The organism is Pseudomonas sp. TWR2-1-1 (assembly GCF_049897045.1).
Taxonomy (GTDB): Bacteria; Pseudomonadota; Gammaproteobacteria; order Pseudomonadales; family Pseudomonadaceae; genus Aquipseudomonas; species Aquipseudomonas versuta.
Genome location: NZ_JAFCVM010000011.1, coordinates 106,274 through 123,135 on the forward strand (window position 1 = coordinate 106,274; position 16,862 = coordinate 123,135).

Here is a 16,862-nt window from a genome sequence, read left to right on the forward strand (position 1 = left end):
TCAGCTCCTCAGAACGTGGCGTCGCGTTTTTCAACAAAGGCACGCCGGGTTTCGGCAGAGTCCGCGCTGTTGTATGCCTGGAGCGTGAAGCCCTGCTCCCAGCGGTATTTGTCTTCCAGGTTGCCGTCTTCGATGCCGTTCAACGCCTCTTTGGCGATGCGGATCATGTCCGGGCTTTTGCTGGCGATCTTGCGGGCGATCTGCAACGCGGTTTCGCGCAATTGTTCACGGGGCACTACCCGCTCGATAAAGCCGTACTGCTGGGCCTCGACCGCGCCGATCTTGTCGCCGGTGAAAAACAGATAACGAACCTTTTGCACCGGGAACAGGCGTTGCAGATGCGCACCGCCGCCCATGGCGCCGCGGTCTACTTCAGGCAGGGCAAACGTTGCGCAATCGGACGCCACCACGATGTCGGCGGCGCCGGTAATACCAATCCCGCCCCCCAGTACATAGCCATGCACCGCCACGATGACCGGCACCGGGTTGCGATGCACGGCCTTGAAGGTGGCGTAGTTGCCCGCATTGACGGCCACGATGCGCTCGGGGTGGGCGTCCAGTTCCTTGATATCGACGCCGGCACAGAATCCGCGGCCATCGGCACGAATCACGATGACCCGCACCTGCGGGTCCTGCCCCAGGGCTTCGAGGGTACGTGCCAGGTCCAGCCATTCCTGGCTATTGAGGGCATTGACCGGTGGCCGGTCGATCACCAGCTCAGCGATCCCCGCCTCGAGACGGGTGTGAAAGGCGGAATGGGTTGCGGTGGGGGCTGCACTGTTCACAGGTGCTCCTCAATTGGCGAAAGGCATGCGGGCAGTATGGGAATGCACCGGGGGCCGATCATCGTCCGTTGAGACTAAACACCTGCGGGCACGGCCCGGCGCTGCGTCTGACCACCAAATGGACTAGTCCGGCTCAGGGATTACGCGGTGGTGGTGGCCTCGCATGCTCAAGCCTTGATCCGCTTATAGAGTGAGAAGCCCTATGGAGCTTGCCCTGACCGAAGAGCAGCGAATGATTCAAGAGTCTGCCGAACGTTTTTTGGCGCAGGTGGCCAGCGCAGGCTCGGTGCGCACGGCAATGGCTGGCGAGACCGGTCAGGACTCCGCCGCTTGGGCACGCATTGCGCGCGAGCTGTATTGGCCGGCCCTGGCGATCCCCGAGGAATATGGCGGGCTGGGGCTGGGCTTTGTCGAAGTGTGCCTGTTACAGGAGCAGTTGGGCCGCAGCCTGTTACCGACGCCCTTTTTCGCCACCTGCTGTATGGCGATTCCGGCGTTGCTGCTGAGCCGCAATCAGGCGCTCAAGAATCTGTGGCTGCCCGGACTGGCAGCCGGTGAAATCAGCGCCAGCCTGGCCTGGACCAGCGCCCCGCGCTGGGATGACAGCGGCGTGCAGGTCTATGCCCAGAGCTGTGCCGCAGGGTATCGCCTCAACGGCCAGTACCAGTATGTGATCGACGGTGCCGAGTGTGATTTGTTGATCATTGCCGCCCGTACCCCGGGCAGTATCGGTGAGGCCGGAATCCGCCTGTTTGCCCTGCCCGCCCTGACCCCCGGCATCAGCCGCCAGCAGCAGCCAACGCTGGATCAGACCCGGCGCTTTTCAACCATCACCCTCAATGACGTGGTGCTGAACGATGAGCACCTGCTCAGCGAGCCCGGTCTTGGCTGGCCGCTGTTACGCGACGTGCTGCACATGGCCTGTATCGGCCTGGCGGCCGAGCAGACTGGCGGTGCCCGCAAGGTGCTGGAGCTGACCTTGAGCTATATCGGCGGGCGCGAACAGTTTGGCCGCAGCATCGCCAGCTTTCAGGCGATCAAGCACCGCTGCGCCGACCTGCTGCTGGAGGTTGAATGCGCCCGGTCCGCCAGTTACTACGCCGCCTGTATTGCCGACCAGTGCCTGAATATCGACGGCGACCCCAGTGCACAGCTGCAATTGGCGGAAGCGGCGGCCACGGCAAAAATCCATGCCAGCGAAGGTTTTTTCAAATGCGCGGCCGAATCAATTCAGCTGCATGGCGGGGTTGGCTTCACGTGGGAGTACGACCCGCATCTGTACTTCAAGCGGGCACGGGCCAGCGAACAACTATTAGGCACGCCAGCCTTTCATCGTGAGCAATTGGCCAAGCATATTTTCGGAGAGCGCCCATGAACATTGGTTTCAGCGCGGCAGATGAGCATTTTCGCCAGCAGGTGGCGCAGTGGATGCAGGAGCACCTGAGCGGGCAATACAGCGAACTGCGCTTTCGTGGCGGGCCGGGAGACGAAGACTTCGCCCCCGGGTTGCGCAAGCAGTGGGAACGCGAACTGGCCGCGGGCCGCTGGATTGGTGCGGGCTGGGCCGTAGAGCATGGCGGCCGGGGGTTAAGCATCAACCAGCAAGTGATCTTTTATGAGGAGTACGCCCGCGCCGGTGGTCCGGGGCGCATGGGACACATCGGTGAAGGGCTGGTCGGTCCCACGCTGGCAACGTTTGGTACACCCGAGCAACAGCAGCGGTTTTTACCGGCCATCCTGGCCGGACAAGACTTCTGGTGCCAGGGCTACTCGGAACCCGGTGCCGGTTCGGACCTGGCCAATATCAAGACCCGCGCCAGCTTCGACAGTGACAGTGGGCAGTGGCTGATCAGCGGGCAGAAAATCTGGACTTCGCTGGCCCATGAATCGGACTGGTGTTTTGTGCTGGCGCGTACCGAGCCAGGCAGTGTCGGGCATCGCGGCTTGTCTTTCCTGCTGGTACCGATGGCTCAGGCGGGTATTGAGGTGCAGCCGATCCGGCAACTGACCGGCACCAGCGAGTTCAACGAAGTATTTTTCGACCAGGCCAGCACCGCGGCCGAGAACATGATTGGCCAGCCCGGTGACGGCTGGAAAATCGCCATGGCCCTGCTGGGTTTCGAGCGCGGAGTATCGACCCTCGGCCAGCAGATGCAATTTCAGAACGAACTGGACGAAGTGGTACGCATAGCCAAGGCCAACGGTGCGGCGCAAGACCCGATCATGCGCCAGCGCATCGCCCAGGCCTGGAGCGGGCTGCGAGTATTGCGCTACAACTCGCTGCGCATGCTTTCCGGGGTGCAGGATGGCAGCCTGCGACCGGAGGCGACCATCTATAAACTGGCGTGGTCGACCTGGCATCTGGAGCTGGGGAAACTGGCGATGGATGTACTGGGGCCGGACGCCGAATTGCTGGCCGGAGCGCCCTATCAACTGACACGGCTGCAAGCACTGTTCCTGTTTACCCGGGCTGACACCATCTACGGTGGCAGCAGCGAAATACAGCGCAACATCATTGCCGAACGGGCGCTGGGAATGCCGCGCGAGGCCAGATAGACCGTGGGGCTCCTATCGCTGGCAAGCCAGCTCCCACAATGATTGGGCTAACCCGACCTTGTGCTTGAAACCAGCTCAACCGCGCTGTTCCTGTCGCTGGCAGCCAGCTCCCACAGGGTCTGAGGTTGCACAATCATTGTGGGAGCCGGCTTGCCGGCGATAGGGTTTCAAAGCCAGACAGCATCCCACAAAGGATAATCCCCAACCTGCTTCACAAGACCTGCCCGTAAAGGATTGGCTACCACATAGCGCGCCAGACTTTTCAGATCTTCTTCGCGACGCAATGCATGATCGTGAAACCCTTTTTGCCAGCGCCTGCCGACTCTGTCTGTCATGCGATTGATGGCGCGAGCACTCAACGACTTGGTGCGCCCCATGACCTTATCAAGTGAACCGCTTTGCAGCTCTACCAGCCAATGAAAATGATCGGGCATCACAACCCATGCGAGTGAATTGACCGAACCTTGTGTGTGCTCATGACGAAATTGAGCAACCACTAACCTGCCAACGCGCCAGTCAGAGAACAGAGGTTCTCGATTCAGCGTATTGGCGGTCAAAAGGTAGATGCCATTGGCTTGGGAAAATCGGCCACATCTTAAGCGATTGGAGGCAGGTCGTTGGGTCATGAGCTCTACTCATAAGTCAGAGCTGCAAAGACTAGTTTCTGAGGCAAGCGACTCCCGGGAGTCTCTTGACCAGATATTTCATGGCCTGATACATCGCCGGCAAGCCGGCTCCCACAGGGACAGGGCTAACACATGCCCCTTTGATTACAGTGCTGTCCTTTCAAAGCCACAGCAACAAGGGTGCCTCCATCGCCAGCAAGCCAGCTCCCACAGGGACAGGGCTAACACATGCCCCTTTGATTACAGTGCTGTCCTTTCAAAACCACAGCAACAAGGGTGCCTCTATCGCCGGCAAGCCGGCTCCCACAGGGTCTGAGGTTGCACAATCATTGTGGGAGCCGGCTTGCCGGCGATGAAGCCAGAACTAAAACGTGTACTTGCCGTTAAACGACAGGTAATCCCTGTCTGCCATGGTCCGGCCCTGGGCCAGGTCTGCCGAGCTCAGGTAGGCCACGTAGGTCAGCCCCAGCTGGAAGTTGCCCAGGTATTTGAAGTCCCCGCCCAGGGTCAGGCGCTTTTCTGCACGGCCCAAACCGGAGTAGGCGCTGCCATCTATGTTTTGGGTCCAGGTGGCTTTGGTGGTCAGGTCCCAGCCATTGAATACGTTCGGATGATCAAAGTACGCGCCAATCCCCAGCAGGCTGGAGCCACGGGTCTGGCCGTTATACACGTATTTGTTGAACGTACCGTCGGTGCCCGCCCCGCCACCGGTGATGGTCAGGTCATCAACCCCCTGAATCCGCTGGTGCACCACTTCGGTCATGAGGGTGGTTTGCTGCGCCATGAAGGTCGGGCCGATTATGTACACCGCGTTGAGGTTGCCTTGCCACAGTTGCCCCCGGGCCGGTGCGCCATTGCTCAGGTACACCGCCGCACCGTCGCGGTAGCTCAGGTCGCCGGCAAACTGTACCGAGTCCCCCGCTTTGGTGGTGAAGCTGATGCCCGTCAGCTTGATGTTGTCGAAGTAGCCCAGCTGGTAACTCGGACCGTTGCCACTGCCCCCGACTTTGTTCAATGAGGAGTAATGGGTCTGCCCGGTAAAGTCGAAAAACAGGGACGGTACGCGGTCATGGTAGCGGTAGTGGAACAGGCCGATTTCGGTGTTTTGCGTGATCCGGTAGCGGGTGCCGATGCCCCACTCGCCGCTGTCGCCCGGCTTGACCGAACCGCCGTAGCCCACCGCTGCCGAATCGGGCAGGCTGCTGACGATACCGGGGGCCAGGCGATAGAACTCGGCGCCAGGGCCAAAGGTGTCACTGCCAAAGTAATCACCCACCGGGTTGAGCTGGGTCTCTTCCCATTTGTATTGGTAGAAACCCAGCAAGGCCAGGTCTTCATTGATCGACCACGAGCCCGACACCTGCCCTACAGGCAAGTAGGCGTCCTTGGCTTCGGTCCCCGGGACGTTGAATTTGGTGGCGTCTACGGGGGCCTGGCCCTGGCTGATGTTGGGCCAGAACAGGCTCTCACCCCATGCCACCAGGTGCCGCCCGGCCTTGAGAGACACGTATTGATCGTCGTTGACGGTGAAGTCGCCATAGACATAGGCGTCCAGCAGACGGGCCTTGCTGCCGCTGAGTTTGCGGGTGTCCTGGCTGAAGTCGTTGTAACGCCCGGTTTTGTTGACCGTGTCCGGCGAGTCGTTGTCATTGCGCTGGTGGTACACCTCGTCATAGAAGTGGCTGCCACGCATTACGGCACCGAGGTTGTCGTGCTTGAGCATCAACTCGCCAAACACGCTGACCCGGTTGTTGATCAACGAGCCGCGTTTGAAGTTGCGGGTGGCATCGTCGTTGTTGATGCTGTTGAGGTATTCGTGATCGGGCTTTTCTGTGCGCATGGAGGCGGTGTAGTTGACCGTCAGCGATGAGTCGAGGGTGGTGTTTTCACCCAGATCAATGGTCGGTGCCGCCGCCGCCAGGGTGCTCAACCCCGACAGTAAACCGGTACCCACAAAACGCGTGTAGTGCTTCAGCATGCCGTGCTCCTTGTTTCTTATTGTTGTGCATCACCCGCCCGCCTGCCCACCGGCAAGCCTGTGGCAGACGGGTAAAGTCAGGGGATCAAGGGGTTATTTGCCAGCCCGGCGCGCCGCCTCGGGGCCGAAGTCGCCCGGGGCAAAGCCGCCCTTGTTCAGCACATAGCCGTTGCGCTGCTCATTGATCAGGTTGAAGGCCAGGTAACTGCCGGCATTGAGGTCGTGGTACAGGCCTACGCCTGCCTGCCAGGTCTGGGTTTCCGGGGCGTAGAAGTAATTGACCATCGAGGTGCGCCACAACTCGCCACGGTTGTCGTAGTTGTCACCCATGATCGGGAACCAGCTGTCTTCGTCGATGTACATCGTGCGTTTGCCGTACAGGTGACGGTTGCCTGGCTTGAGCACGCCTTCGAGGATCCATACCCGGTGCAGTTCGTAACGCATGTCGTCAGGGTTGATGTGGCCCGGGGTCAGCAGGTCGGCGTACTTGAGATTACTGGCGTGCAAACGCGCAGTGTTGTACGGGATGTACAGCTCTTTTTTGCCAACGATATTCCAGTTATAGCGCTGGGCCGAACCGTTGAAGATCCGCACTTCATCGACCGTGATCGAACCGCCGGAGCCGGGGAATGCCATGTCAAAACCGTAGCCGGGCGACTGCCGCACGCGACGGGTGCCCGGGTCGTAGCGCCAGCTTTGGCGCGGCTCGGTCTTGTCGTTCCAGTATTCGGTACCGGTGTTGATTTCGCCCTTGTCGCGCTGCGGCAACAGGGTTTCGTTGAGGTAGAACGAAGAGTTGCCGGCGGTATCACCGATCTTGCCCGGCTCCAGCCCCGGCGCCAGGTTGCGCGAGTGCACGCGGCCCCAGTTGATATTGCCGTCCTTGAGCACATAGGCGTTGTCCGAGGTGTATTCCTCGGTCCAGGCACGCACTGTGAACAACGAGGCATTTTTCAGCAGTTCAATGCCGTTCTGCGGGATCGGGAACGCCACCCCGCCGGTTCGCGCCACCACGCCTTCGCCATCATCCACCAGCTTGGCGACCGCGGCGTTTTCCAGGGTGGCCTTGCACACCGTGTCGGAAAAACGGAAGTCGCGGTGCGACGGGTAAATGGGCATGCGGAAGGTTTGCGGGTAGAGCTTGAACAGGGCTTTCTGGCCCTCGGACAGGTGCGCTGCGTACTGGTTCAGGTTCTGCGCCGTGATCACGAACAACGGCTTTTCGTTGGGGTACGGGTCTATCGGGTGTTTGCCGGTGCCTTCGAATTTCATGCCGGGTGCCGCGCCCAGCCACTGGCCGCCAAACGCCGGGATAGTGCCCTCGGCATTGCCCGCCTGCTGGGCGCCGACACAGGTCAGATCCTTGCCCAGCCGGGCGATCTGGTCGGCGGGTGCCTGGGCCAGGAGCGGCCCGCTGTAACTGTGCAAAACCAGAGCGACTGACAGCCAGCCGCCCACCTGAGTGAGTCGTCGCATGGGGGATCTCCTTGTTATTGGACGTTCATGCCGATCTGCAGGAGCGAGCTTGCTCGCAATGCAGACACTGCAATTCTTCAGTGGGTAGCGGCGATGCCATCGCGAGCAAGCTCGCGCCTACAGATTGACAAGCGGTTGATCGCAGGAAGCTCGTACGCTGGAAGGTCTTTTGTTCACCAGCGGCTTGCCCAGGTTGAACCACGCGGCCAGCGCCGGGAGCAGGAAGATCGCGCCCAGTACGTTGACCAGAAACATGAAGGCCAGAAGCACACCCATGTCGGCCTGGAACTTGAGGGGCGCAAACACCCAGGTGCAAACCCCCAGAGACATGGTGATGGCGGTAAATACGGCCGCCGTACCGCGCTGGCACATGGCGCGGTAGAAGGCTTCGCGCAGGTCTTGCTCGGCCTGCATCTCGTGCTCGATGCGCTCGTAGAGGTAGATCCCGTAATCCACGCCCACCCCTACTCCCAGCGCCATGACCGGCAAGGTTGCAACCTTGAGGCCAATGCCCAGCATCGCCATCAGGGCATTGCACAGCACCGCTACAATCGCCAGCGGCACCAGAATGCACAGCACGGCGCGCAATGAACGGAAGGTCAGCAGGCAAAACAGCGCCACGGAGAAGAACAGCGCCGCCAGCATCACCACCTCGGCCTGCTTGACCGCCTCATTGGAAGCGGCCATCACACCGATGTTGCCGCCCGCCAGGTGGAACGTCACACCCGGTACCTGGATCGCGCCAATGATGCGCTTGGCCTCCCTCAACACCTGAGCCACGGTGGCGCCTTCGTGGTCGGTCAGAAACACCAGAATCTGCATTTTCTGGCAGCTGTCAGTTACCAGCCCCGAATCCGGCGAATAGGCATAGGCGCCCTGCTGCAAGCCCTGGGCGGAACCCGGGATCGCTGCCCAGCGCGGGTTGCCTTCGTTGTTGCCGGCAATCACTTGCTTGCTCATACCGGCCACGCTTTGCACCGATTGCACACCGGGCACTTCACGCATCTTGAAGTCGAAGGTTTCGACTGCACGCATGACCGCCGGGTCGAGGCAGGCTTCGCTGCGCCCGCCGATGGTCAAAAATACCGAGAGCACATCCAGCCCGATGGAATAGTTGCCGATGATTTTCTGGTTGTCCTGGTTGTAGCGCGAGTCGGCCCGCAGTTCCGGGGCCCCGGAGCCAATGTCACCGATCTGCAGTTCGCGGGCCTTGTACGCCCCCGCTGCCAGCAACAGCAGGCTGACTGCAAACACCCACAGTGCCGGGCCCGGGGTGGCCAGCGCCGACAGCCGCCACCATAGCGGGTGGCGTCGGGTCGATTGCTGCGTTCGGGCGCCGAGCAGATGCGGCTCGAGTTGCAGGTGGGCGATGATCAGCGGCAGCATGATTTTGTTGGTGATGATCATCAGCATCACGCCGATGCACGCAGTGATGCCCAGTTCGTGAACGATGGGAATATCGATCAGCATGATCACCCCGAAGCCCAGGGCATTCATCAGCAATGCCAGGGCGCCGGGGATGAATATCTTGCTGAAGGCGGCCTTGGCCGCACTCACCGAATCGCTGCCCGCCAGCACTTCCTGCTTCCAGGCATTGGTCATTTGCACCGCGTGGGATACGCCAATCGAGAAGATCAGAAACGGCACCAGAATCGACATCGGGTCGATCCCAAGGCCCAGTAAGGGCAGCAACCCCAGGAGCCAGATGACCGGCAACAAGGCCACGAACAGCGCGACCAGGGTCAGGCGCAACGACCGTGAATAGACCCACAGCAGTAACCCGGTGATCAGGAATGCGACGGCGAAAAAGCCCATCACCGTATTCAGCCCCTCGACCACATCGCCCACCAGCTTGGCGAAACCGACGATGTTGATTTCGATGTCGGCGTTACTGTATTTGGCGCGAATGTCTTCGAGGTGCCGGGCGATTTGCACATAGCTCACCGGCTGCCCGGTTTTGGGATCAATGTCTTGCAGATCGGCGCGCACCATCGCCGATTTCAAGTCATTGGCCAGCAATCGGCCGATCTGCCCGGAGCGGGCGGCATTGCTGCGAACTTGCTGCAGGTCTTCAGGCGTCGCCGCATATTGCGGCGGCACCACCAGGTCGCCGACGTAGCCGTCCTCGGTGATTTCGATATAGCGCACATTGGGTGTGAACAGCGAAGTCACGCTAGGGCGGCTGACGCCGGAGATGTAGAACACGTCGTCCGTGACCTGTTGCAAGGTCTGCAGGAACTCGGGGTTGTAGATATCGCCTTCGCCCTTCCAGTGCACGCTCACCAGCAGCCGGTTGGCCCCGGTGAAAATCCGGCTGAAGTCCAGGAAGTTGAGCATGTAGGCGTGTCGCACCGGGATCTGTTTGTTAAACCCCGGATCCAGCCTGACATGGGTGGCGCTGTACCCCAGGCCGAGGGTAATCAGCAGGAAAAAACCGAGCAGGCATTTACGGCGCGCCATTAACCGGTCGGCACATCGATTCACAAAACGCTGCATGGGAGGAGTTTTATGAGCGTCGGCCATTTCGACCTCGCACAGCTAATGAAAAGACGATGGCGCTCATGCTCACGATCCCTCGCACATTTTTATTATTTTTCTGGTTGCGGCCGGTTTATCAGGCCGTCTTGAGTGGGATCGATCATCAAGCTGGCCCGGGACCCGGACATCGTCCATAAGGCCTAGGCTATTTGAGGGAGGGCTGGGTAGTCGCTGACGAGGTACGAGGCGGCGATCGAGTGCGCAGCAGTCGAAAAAGGGTTTACAGGTTTTGCGAGCTGCGCTCGAACGCAGCCTCGTTTCACTCGTCAGCTGCTACAGACGTAGCAGTTGCCGCAGGCAACGTCCGGTTGCGAAGCAATCGTAATGCGCAGGGCCGCAGCGGACGGCGCATTTAAACGATGGGGGGCTGCGCTCGAACGCAGCCTCGTTTCACTCGTCAGCGGCTACAGATGTAGCAGTTGCCGCAGGCTACGTCCGGTTGCGAAGCAATCGTAATGCGCAGGGCCGTAGCGGACGGCGCATTTGAACGATGGGGGGCACCAGGTTTTGCGAGCTGCGCTCGAACGCAGCCTCGTTTCACTCGTCAGCTGCTACAGATGTAGCAGTTGCCGCAGGCTACGTCCGGTTGCGAAGCAATCGTAATGCGCAGGGCCGCAGCGGACGGCGCATTTGAACGATGGGAGGTGCCAGGTTTTGCGAGCTGCGCTCGAACGCAGCCTCGTTTCACTCGTCAGCTGCTACAGATGTAGCAGTTGCTGCAGGCTACGTCCGGTTGCGAAGCAATCGTAAGGCGCAGAGCCGCACCATACGGACGCTGCAGCGGGCGGCGCACTTGTCAGCGACGAGTGTCACTCTTTGCTGGCCTTGAAGGTCAATTCGCCCTTGGGCCATTTGGCGGCTTTGGCGGTAACGGCCTTGAGTGTTTTGCTCAAACCTTCGGTAAGTTGCTCTTTGGCGGCAAAGATCAACATGACGGTCTGGCCTTCCTTGAATACCACGCCTTCACCCAGTGGTGAGGCAACATAGGCGTATTCACCGATACCGTAGATGGTCATCTTGATGTCGCGGAATTTTATTTCGAACTTGCCACCTTCGCGGCTGGGCAACACTGCAGCGCGAAAATGATCACCTACCTTGAGTTCCAGGCCCGGCTTGTCATCTACCACCAGCGCTGTTTCAGTATCAATTTCAGCGATGTAAATACCTTCAGCATTTTGCTCGGTGACGTATACAAAGCGTGAATGGAACAGCTTGACCAAGCGGGCCCGCAAGTCACCCAGAACAAACAACGCGTGCATTTCCAAATTACTGACTGCCAACGCAAAACCCTCGAAAACCTGAAATGAAACTGACCGGGGCAAACCACCGGCAGCAGAAAAAAGACCTGAGCTACTTGATTAAAAACAAAGTACGACAAGTGCTCCTGACTGCTCGAGTCAGGAGTGGCATGTAACATTCAGACTGATAGACCCCGCCATGATTAACCCGGCGAACAGGCACTACAGATTGAAGCAGCGCCTGTATCAGCGAGAGCTGGCTGAAAAATATAGCCGGGGGCGCCATTCTAACGGGTCATACGCGAAGTTGGGTATAGACATCCTCTTGTCTATTCAGCAATCAATGCATTTTCTGCCCGATTGAGTCCCTGCTGAACAGGGCTTTCGTCGCATGGATGAGTTAACTGCGCCACGCACAGTCAACTGCTGCCATACTCGCGTAAAAATCGACCTGGCCCATGCCGCCCGGTTATGCAGGCTCCATTACCTCCAAGGGAAAGCGACACGTGACGGAATTTGATATTGGCGAATTTTTTATCCGCGGTGAGTCCAAAGACGTTGACGGCGAATTTCAGGCAGTGATCATCATGCGGGCCAAACCACCGCTAACAACGGTCACCTACCATCAGGTCGAGAAGGATCGTTGGTTCAAGACAGCCGAACAGGCTGCAGATGCCGCCAGGCAATCGGCAAAAGAATTAAAAGACGCAGTGGACGCTGGCGCCCTCAATTCCTAGTTCCAAAACTTTGTATTGCATCAAGCGCGCTGAGCATGCCCTGCATTGCACTCATGGCCTGTGCCCAGCTGCGCCAGCCATGCAGCGCGGCACTCTTCGGCTTCCGGGCGATTGGAAAAAGCCGTACCGCGCTGCTCGCCATTGACCAGCACCACCCAGCAGACCTTCTGCCCCGTTTCTCGCAAACCCTTGGGAACACCGCTGCCGATCATTACGGCAACATCAACCTGATTAGGCATGATGATTTCTCCAGCAATTAGTTAGCAACCTAACGATGTTGCCTATGGTAGTGGCAAATACCCATCGGAAAAAGCTATGTACGGCATAGATCAATTGCATAAACCGTAACAATCTTCTGTTTTGCCTACGCGTAATCCGGGGCTTTCTGATCGAAGACCGAGCGTCCGCCTTCCTGGGGAATGTTGAAAAAAGCCCTTTGCACCGCTGCCTCACCCGCCCCCACACCCGCATTCCAGTTAGCAGACCGGTGGATGTAACGCTGGCGCAATAAACGCTCTTCGTCGGCTGTGAGCTGGACAGCTCCCTGGCGCACCTGCTCCGCCAGCCTGGTCATGATCGCCAGCAACTCATCAGGCAGTTCGGTCTGTTCATCGGGCAATGCCCTGAAAGGAACACCGTGTTCACAAGCCAGAGCATGCATGATCCGCAAGTACACCCGTGCCAGACGACCATCAATCCTGCGCTGCATAAACACCGCAGCCTGTACCCGCTTCATCGGGTCCTCGCGCGAGCCTTCATTGCGCTCAACAGTGCGTAGCCGAAGAAAATCATCCGGGGCCAGAGGGTCAATCAAGTCCTCGGCCTGGCAGGCCAGTAACTGAGCCTGGGTCAACTTCCACGCCCGGGTCTGTTCTATGGCAGTGGACGGCGGCACCAGATTGCTCTGCCAGCGGGTCAAAAAAACCTGTTCTTGCATATCCAGCGGATAACCGCCGCCAACGTCGGCATGCGCCCCTGGTACCGCAACATCCATGGGCCATTGCGGGGCGATACGGGTCAACGAAAAATTACGCCGTTGTTCATCCCGTGCGCTCAACTGGACGACCTGCTGCGCACAGTCCGGGCTCAGGTACAGGTTGAGTCCGGGGTTAACGTCATCGCCGACATCCCCCCAATCCTCCAGCCCGCCCATTGCGGCGACGGTGTCGAACAAACCGATAAAGTGGATGGCACACTCAAAATCGGCGGCTAATGCCAGTTGCGTTTTTAATCCGTCGGCGTTGAACAGGTTCACAAAATGGCGGGCCGCCGCAGCGCCACGACTGAACCCAAACAGATCCAGCTGCAGGCGATTCAGGGTCTGCGGTGCCAGCAGCGCTACAAAATGCTTCAAGCATTCGGTCAGCTGCGCCAGAGCCTGCTCGGCCTTGCCCAGCACCCCAGTTTTGCCACGACCATAGGTCTGCCCCGGAAACGCAGTATCGGGCCCGCCGGTAGTGGTGCCGATGCCACCGATGTACAGCGAGGTCACTGCGCAGCCTGCGGGATCAAACCCGGACTGCACCGGGTAGCACTGGTGCAGCCTGGCAATATTGGTCGGTACACCGGCATAGCTGCTGCCGGCATCAATCATCAGCCCCTGTTCCTGGCGCTGCTGTCCCTGCAGGCTATTGAACTGGTTATTGGCCGTGCCATCAAAAAAGATACCGACCCGCAACACTCGTCCTGCGTTGCTTGTATTGCTCATCAATCCTGTCCTCGATTATTTCGGCTGCGCGCAAAAATGCCGCGCCAAATATAAGTAGACGCAACAAGCCCGACCAGCTCAATGCTCACAGGATGTTGGGGGGGGATTTACAACAAAGAGATGCAGAGCGAACGCCTGCATCCTGCAACAGCCGCGTGGCGCGGCTGCTGCAAGGCCAAACAATCAGGCCTGACGCTGATGCTTGTCGATTTGCTCATGACGCTCTTGAGCTTCGATGCAGTACTTGGTGGTAGGGCTGATCAGCAGGCGCTTAAGGCCGATTGCCTCGCCACTGTCATCACACCAGCCGAAGCTGTCATCTTTGATGCGTTCCAGCGCTTGTTCCAGCTGAGGCAGCATACGCTGATCGCGATCGATAGAGTTCACCAGCCAGGTACGCTCTTCTTCAACCGAAGCGGCGTCCGCAGGGTCGGCCGGAGTGTCCAGGCTTTCGATGGCGATGCGGTTCTGCTCAATACGCTCGTGGGTTTCAACCTTCATGTTTTGCAACAGCTCGCTGAAAAAAGCATGTTGCTCGGCATTCATGTAGTCATCCGCCGGCATGGCCAGCAACTTATCCTTTGTCATTGATTTCTCTATAAAAAATACGTGCATTAAGGCGAATTAGGGAGCGTCCTGACCGTTCTTCATCCCAACCAGTTAGGTGCTATCTATTTCAAGCGCCACCCGGCACTCAATTTACGAGGGGCGGCAGTCTAAGGCCGACTTATCGAGTCAGCAACTGAAATGACAGCTATTTGTCCAGCAAAACATGGAAAACGACGAAAAACGTGTCACGCAGGGGCTAATGGAGTGCGTTTATAGCAAGAAATTCAATTGTCGCGCTGAAAATGACAACAACCAACGCGGTACGCTTACCGGTCCGAGCCATTCGATGGCCGCCGCAATACTCCCAGACAGCACCTGCCCTGCCCTGCCGACGTGGCTTTTTGTGCCGACGCCCCTTACAGCCCGTGCTCATTGTTCGCCTCAACTGCGCGCTCCTATTTTGCTATTCCGTTCCAGCCAACCAGGGAATAGCCATCATGACCGATCCAACTGACCCCACCCCCGACACCCGATCCGCCGCCAGTCTGTTCAGTAGTGGCGACGTTTACTCCGGCGCCTACAACTTTATGAGCAACATCAGTGCCGGGGTCGATCCACGCACCGGCATGTTTTCGGCCTCGATAACCCTGCCTACCGGGGCCGCCAATGATCTACGCGGGCCGATCAGCCAATTGCGCCTGGGCTACAGCCCGTTGATGACCGACGACCAGGGTTTCGGTCTGGGCTGGATGCTCGGCACCACGTCCTGGGACGGGGCCAGTCAGCAGTTGCAGCTCAATTCCGGCGAGCGTTTTCGTGGGGAGATTGTTGGTCAGAACATGCGCTTCCCGGACGTGCGTTTGCCGGTGGTGACGGTTACGGTGCAGCGCCAGGAGATGTGGGTCCGACATAACGACGGTACCTCTGAGCGCCTGATTCCGTTAGCCGGGCATCCGAGCCTGTGGGTGGTCAGCACCCTGGTGGGAGCCGATGGCAGTGCCCTGAGTTTTGACTGGCGTTCGATCGGCAACGCGGCTTACTTGCAACAAGTCAGCGATGCTCAGGGCCGAATTGTGGTGGGGCTTTCCTACGAAGGTTTGCAAACCCATCTGACCCTGCAGCCGGATACCCCCTCGCAGATGGTGATGACTTTTCAGCGCATCTCCGGGCAGTTGCGCCGGGTGACGGTGGACGGGCTTCCTGACAATGGTTGGCAGTTCGACTACAGCACCGCGAGTTCAGGTCTGTTGCTGTTGAGCAAATGCACCCAGCCCACCGGCAGCACCGAGGAAGTGACCTACAGCGAAGCCAACGGTTTGTACCTGCCTGAGGGCGCACCGTTCCCACGGATGCCGGTGGTCAGTCAGACCCGCAAGGACCCGGGTGATGGCCAGCCGGTGCAGTTGGTTCGGTATGACTACGGCCTTTATGGTTCGAACAATTACTTCGGCTGGCCGGTAGTACGCCAGTGGCGCAACCGTGAGGACAATCTTTACCACCTTACAGGCGGTGGTGATTTTCTTTATGGCTCTACCGAAACCTTGATGGATGCCCGGGGTACGACTCTGCAGACCATCAGCCGCACCTTTAACCGTTTCCATCTGCTGACCCGCGAACGCACGTTACAGGGCCAGACCCTGCAGGAAACCGAGACCACCTATTACGACGAGCCGTGGCTGCCCATTGCCCGACAACTGCCTTACTTCCAGTTCCCGCACAAGGTGATCACCCGCAAGGCGCATCTGGATGGTCAGCGGGTGCTGCGTGAACTGAGCACAGAAGAAGAAACCCGCTACGACGACTTGGGCAATCCGGTGTGGCACCGCAATGCGCTGGGTGGCATTGAAGCGTCAGAGTACTACCCGGTCAGTGGTGAGACCGACCATTGCCCGGCCGATCCGCTGGGTCGCATCACCCGTCTGAAAAGTCGTACCGCAAGCCCGCCTCCCGGCACCGTGGGCCCGGTCAAACAGACTCGATATCGCTATCAATCATTGCCTGTGCGCCAAGATGCGCCGGCGTTTGCCTTGCCGACTTTCGTCCAGAGCAGTGAAGAACGCTTGCTGCTGGTTGAAGGTGAAAACCTGACTGAACTGCTGCATTCCAGCCAGACCTTTATCGTTGATCCAGCATCCCCCCATCACGCTCGCATGTTGAGTGAAACCGAGACTGTTCAGGGTAAAAGCACGACCCGGGTCTACAGCTATCAACTCAACCAAGCGCGTGATGCTCGCTCTCTTCAGCGTGCGGTGTTGCAGGAGAACGTGACCATCACCGGGTACGACGGGCACTCATCTGTCTCCCAATCCTCGCAGGATCTGTACTCGGGCCTGATGGTCACCGAGCAGACCGATGAACAAATGCGCATCGCCTTTGCCCACGATGCCCTGGGCCGTGTGGTGCAGGAAGTCGCAGCACCGGATTCGGCGTTCGAAGCCGAGGTCAACTGGGCCTATTCGTTGTCAGCGAACGAGCGCTGCCAGACCCGAATCGGCGCTTCGGGGCGTAAGGAAACGGTCTGGCTGGATGGTATGGGCCGGGAAATTCGTCGAGAGAAACAGACCGACAGCGGTGAGACCTATACCGCCTGGACCGGCGAATATGACGTGTTGGGCCGGGTATTTCGGGAGACTACTTACGACCCCGGTAACGAAGACACGCCGCCTCTGGC

General features: G+C 59.1%; 13 protein-coding genes. 4 read left to right on the plus strand and 9 right to left on the minus strand.

The window, feature by feature from the left end; all coding sequences use genetic code 11:
• Nucleotides 1–8 precede the first annotated feature (8 nt).
• Nucleotides 9–785 carry an enoyl-CoA hydratase family protein gene (locus ACP7BO_RS22205; RefSeq protein WP_073510883.1) on the minus strand — a complete coding sequence of 259 codons (777 nt, stop codon included), beginning with the start codon at nt 783–785 and terminating at the stop codon, nt 9–11.
• A gap of 202 nt (nt 786–987) precedes the next feature.
• Here ACP7BO_RS22205 and ACP7BO_RS22210 point away from each other — a divergent pair, with 202 nt between their 5' ends.
• Together ACP7BO_RS22210 and ACP7BO_RS22215 are read left to right on the plus strand one after the other, a co-directional pair.
• Nucleotides 988–2,160 (plus strand): acyl-CoA dehydrogenase family protein, encoded by a 1,173-nt coding sequence (locus ACP7BO_RS22210; protein ID WP_397456435.1) that lies wholly within the window; start codon nt 988–990, stop codon nt 2,158–2,160.
• Complete coding sequence (locus tag ACP7BO_RS22215) at nt 2,157–3,341, plus strand: acyl-CoA dehydrogenase family protein (protein WP_426212784.1); 1,185 nt, start codon at nt 2,157–2,159, stop codon at nt 3,339–3,341. The genes ACP7BO_RS22210 and ACP7BO_RS22215 overlap by 4 nt, the downstream gene beginning before the upstream one ends.
• A gap of 167 nt (nt 3,342–3,508) precedes the next feature.
• Here ACP7BO_RS22215 and ACP7BO_RS22220 read toward each other — a convergent pair whose 3' ends face one another.
• The 5 genes from ACP7BO_RS22220 to ACP7BO_RS22240 form a co-directional block, all read right to left on the minus strand.
• Nucleotides 3,509–3,967 (minus strand): REP-associated tyrosine transposase, encoded by a 459-nt coding sequence (locus tag ACP7BO_RS22220; protein ID WP_397456433.1) that lies wholly within the window; start codon nt 3,965–3,967, stop codon nt 3,509–3,511.
• Between the two features lie 364 nt (nt 3,968–4,331).
• Nucleotides 4,332–5,945 carry a DUF1302 domain-containing protein gene (locus ACP7BO_RS22225; RefSeq protein WP_426212785.1) on the minus strand — a complete coding sequence of 538 codons (1,614 nt, stop codon included), beginning with the start codon at nt 5,943–5,945 and terminating at the stop codon, nt 4,332–4,334.
• Between the two features lie 93 nt (nt 5,946–6,038).
• Entirely contained in the window at nt 6,039–7,421 is a 1,383-nt protein-coding gene (locus ACP7BO_RS22230; RefSeq protein WP_397456431.1) for a DUF1329 domain-containing protein, read from the minus strand.
• A 117-nt stretch (nt 7,422–7,538) separates the two neighbouring features.
• Nucleotides 7,539–9,917 (minus strand): efflux RND transporter permease subunit, encoded by a 2,379-nt coding sequence (locus ACP7BO_RS22235; protein WP_426212790.1) that lies wholly within the window; start codon nt 9,915–9,917, stop codon nt 7,539–7,541.
• An 851-nt stretch (nt 9,918–10,768) separates the two neighbouring features.
• Nucleotides 10,769–11,239 carry a hypothetical protein gene (locus ACP7BO_RS22240; protein WP_060696887.1) on the minus strand — a complete coding sequence of 157 codons (471 nt, stop codon included), beginning with the start codon at nt 11,237–11,239 and terminating at the stop codon, nt 10,769–10,771.
• Between the two features lie 464 nt (nt 11,240–11,703).
• Here ACP7BO_RS22240 and ACP7BO_RS22245 point away from each other — a divergent pair, with 464 nt between their 5' ends.
• The gene (locus ACP7BO_RS22245) at nt 11,704–11,934 is read left to right on the plus strand and encodes a hypothetical protein (protein WP_426212786.1); all 231 of its coding nucleotides are present in this window, start codon (nt 11,704–11,706) and stop codon (nt 11,932–11,934) included.
• 20 nt (nt 11,935–11,954) lie between these two features.
• Here ACP7BO_RS22245 and ACP7BO_RS22250 read toward each other — a convergent pair whose 3' ends face one another.
• The 3 genes from ACP7BO_RS22250 to ACP7BO_RS22260 all read right to left on the minus strand — a co-directional run bounded on the left by ACP7BO_RS22250 (nt 11,955) and on the right by ACP7BO_RS22260 (nt 14,230).
• Nucleotides 11,955–12,173, minus strand: a complete 219-nt coding sequence (locus ACP7BO_RS22250; protein WP_397456429.1) for a hypothetical protein — start codon at nt 12,171–12,173, stop codon at nt 11,955–11,957.
• A 125-nt stretch (nt 12,174–12,298) separates the two neighbouring features.
• A complete protein-coding gene (locus ACP7BO_RS22255) occupies nt 12,299–13,642 on the minus strand; it encodes a phospholipase effector Tle1 domain-containing protein (protein WP_426212787.1) in 1,344 nt (447 codons plus the stop codon).
• A gap of 183 nt (nt 13,643–13,825) precedes the next feature.
• Nucleotides 13,826–14,230 (minus strand): TraR/DksA family transcriptional regulator, encoded by a 405-nt coding sequence (locus ACP7BO_RS22260; RefSeq protein WP_003446412.1) that lies wholly within the window; start codon nt 14,228–14,230, stop codon nt 13,826–13,828.
• Nucleotides 14,231–14,688: 458 nt separating this feature from the next.
• On the opposite strand from ACP7BO_RS22260, the gene ACP7BO_RS22265 reads away from it, so the two are divergent.
• The coding region (locus ACP7BO_RS22265; RefSeq protein WP_426212788.1) for a hypothetical protein at nt 14,689–16,862 on the plus strand (2,174 nt) is incomplete at its 3' end.

Excerpts from the sequence above, each read along its gene's own strand:
- ACP7BO_RS22210 (WP_397456435.1), top strand. The coding sequence starts at position 988 with ATGGAGCTTGCCCTGACCGAAGAGCAGCGAATGATTCAAGAGTCTGCC.
- ACP7BO_RS22215 (WP_426212784.1), top strand. The coding sequence starts at position 2,157 with ATGAACATTGGTTTCAGCGCGGCAGATGAGCATTTTCGCCAGCAGGTG.
- ACP7BO_RS22220 (WP_397456433.1), bottom strand. The coding sequence starts at position 3,967 with ATGACCCAACGACCTGCCTCCAATCGCTTAAGATGTGGCCGATTTTCC.
- ACP7BO_RS22225 (WP_426212785.1), bottom strand. The coding sequence starts at position 5,945 with ATGCTGAAGCACTACACGCGTTTTGTGGGTACCGGTTTACTGTCGGGG.
- ACP7BO_RS22230 (WP_397456431.1), bottom strand. The coding sequence starts at position 7,421 with ATGCGACGACTCACTCAGGTGGGCGGCTGGCTGTCAGTCGCTCTGGTT.
- ACP7BO_RS22235 (WP_426212790.1), bottom strand. The coding sequence starts at position 9,917 with ATGCAGCGTTTTGTGAATCGATGTGCCGACCGGTTAATGGCGCGCCGT.
- ACP7BO_RS22250 (WP_397456429.1), bottom strand. The coding sequence starts at position 12,173 with ATGCCTAATCAGGTTGATGTTGCCGTAATGATCGGCAGCGGTGTTCCC.
- ACP7BO_RS22255 (WP_426212787.1), bottom strand. The coding sequence starts at position 13,642 with ATGAGCAATACAAGCAACGCAGGACGAGTGTTGCGGGTCGGTATCTTT.
- ACP7BO_RS22260 (WP_003446412.1), bottom strand. The coding sequence starts at position 14,230 with ATGACAAAGGATAAGTTGCTGGCCATGCCGGCGGATGACTACATGAAT.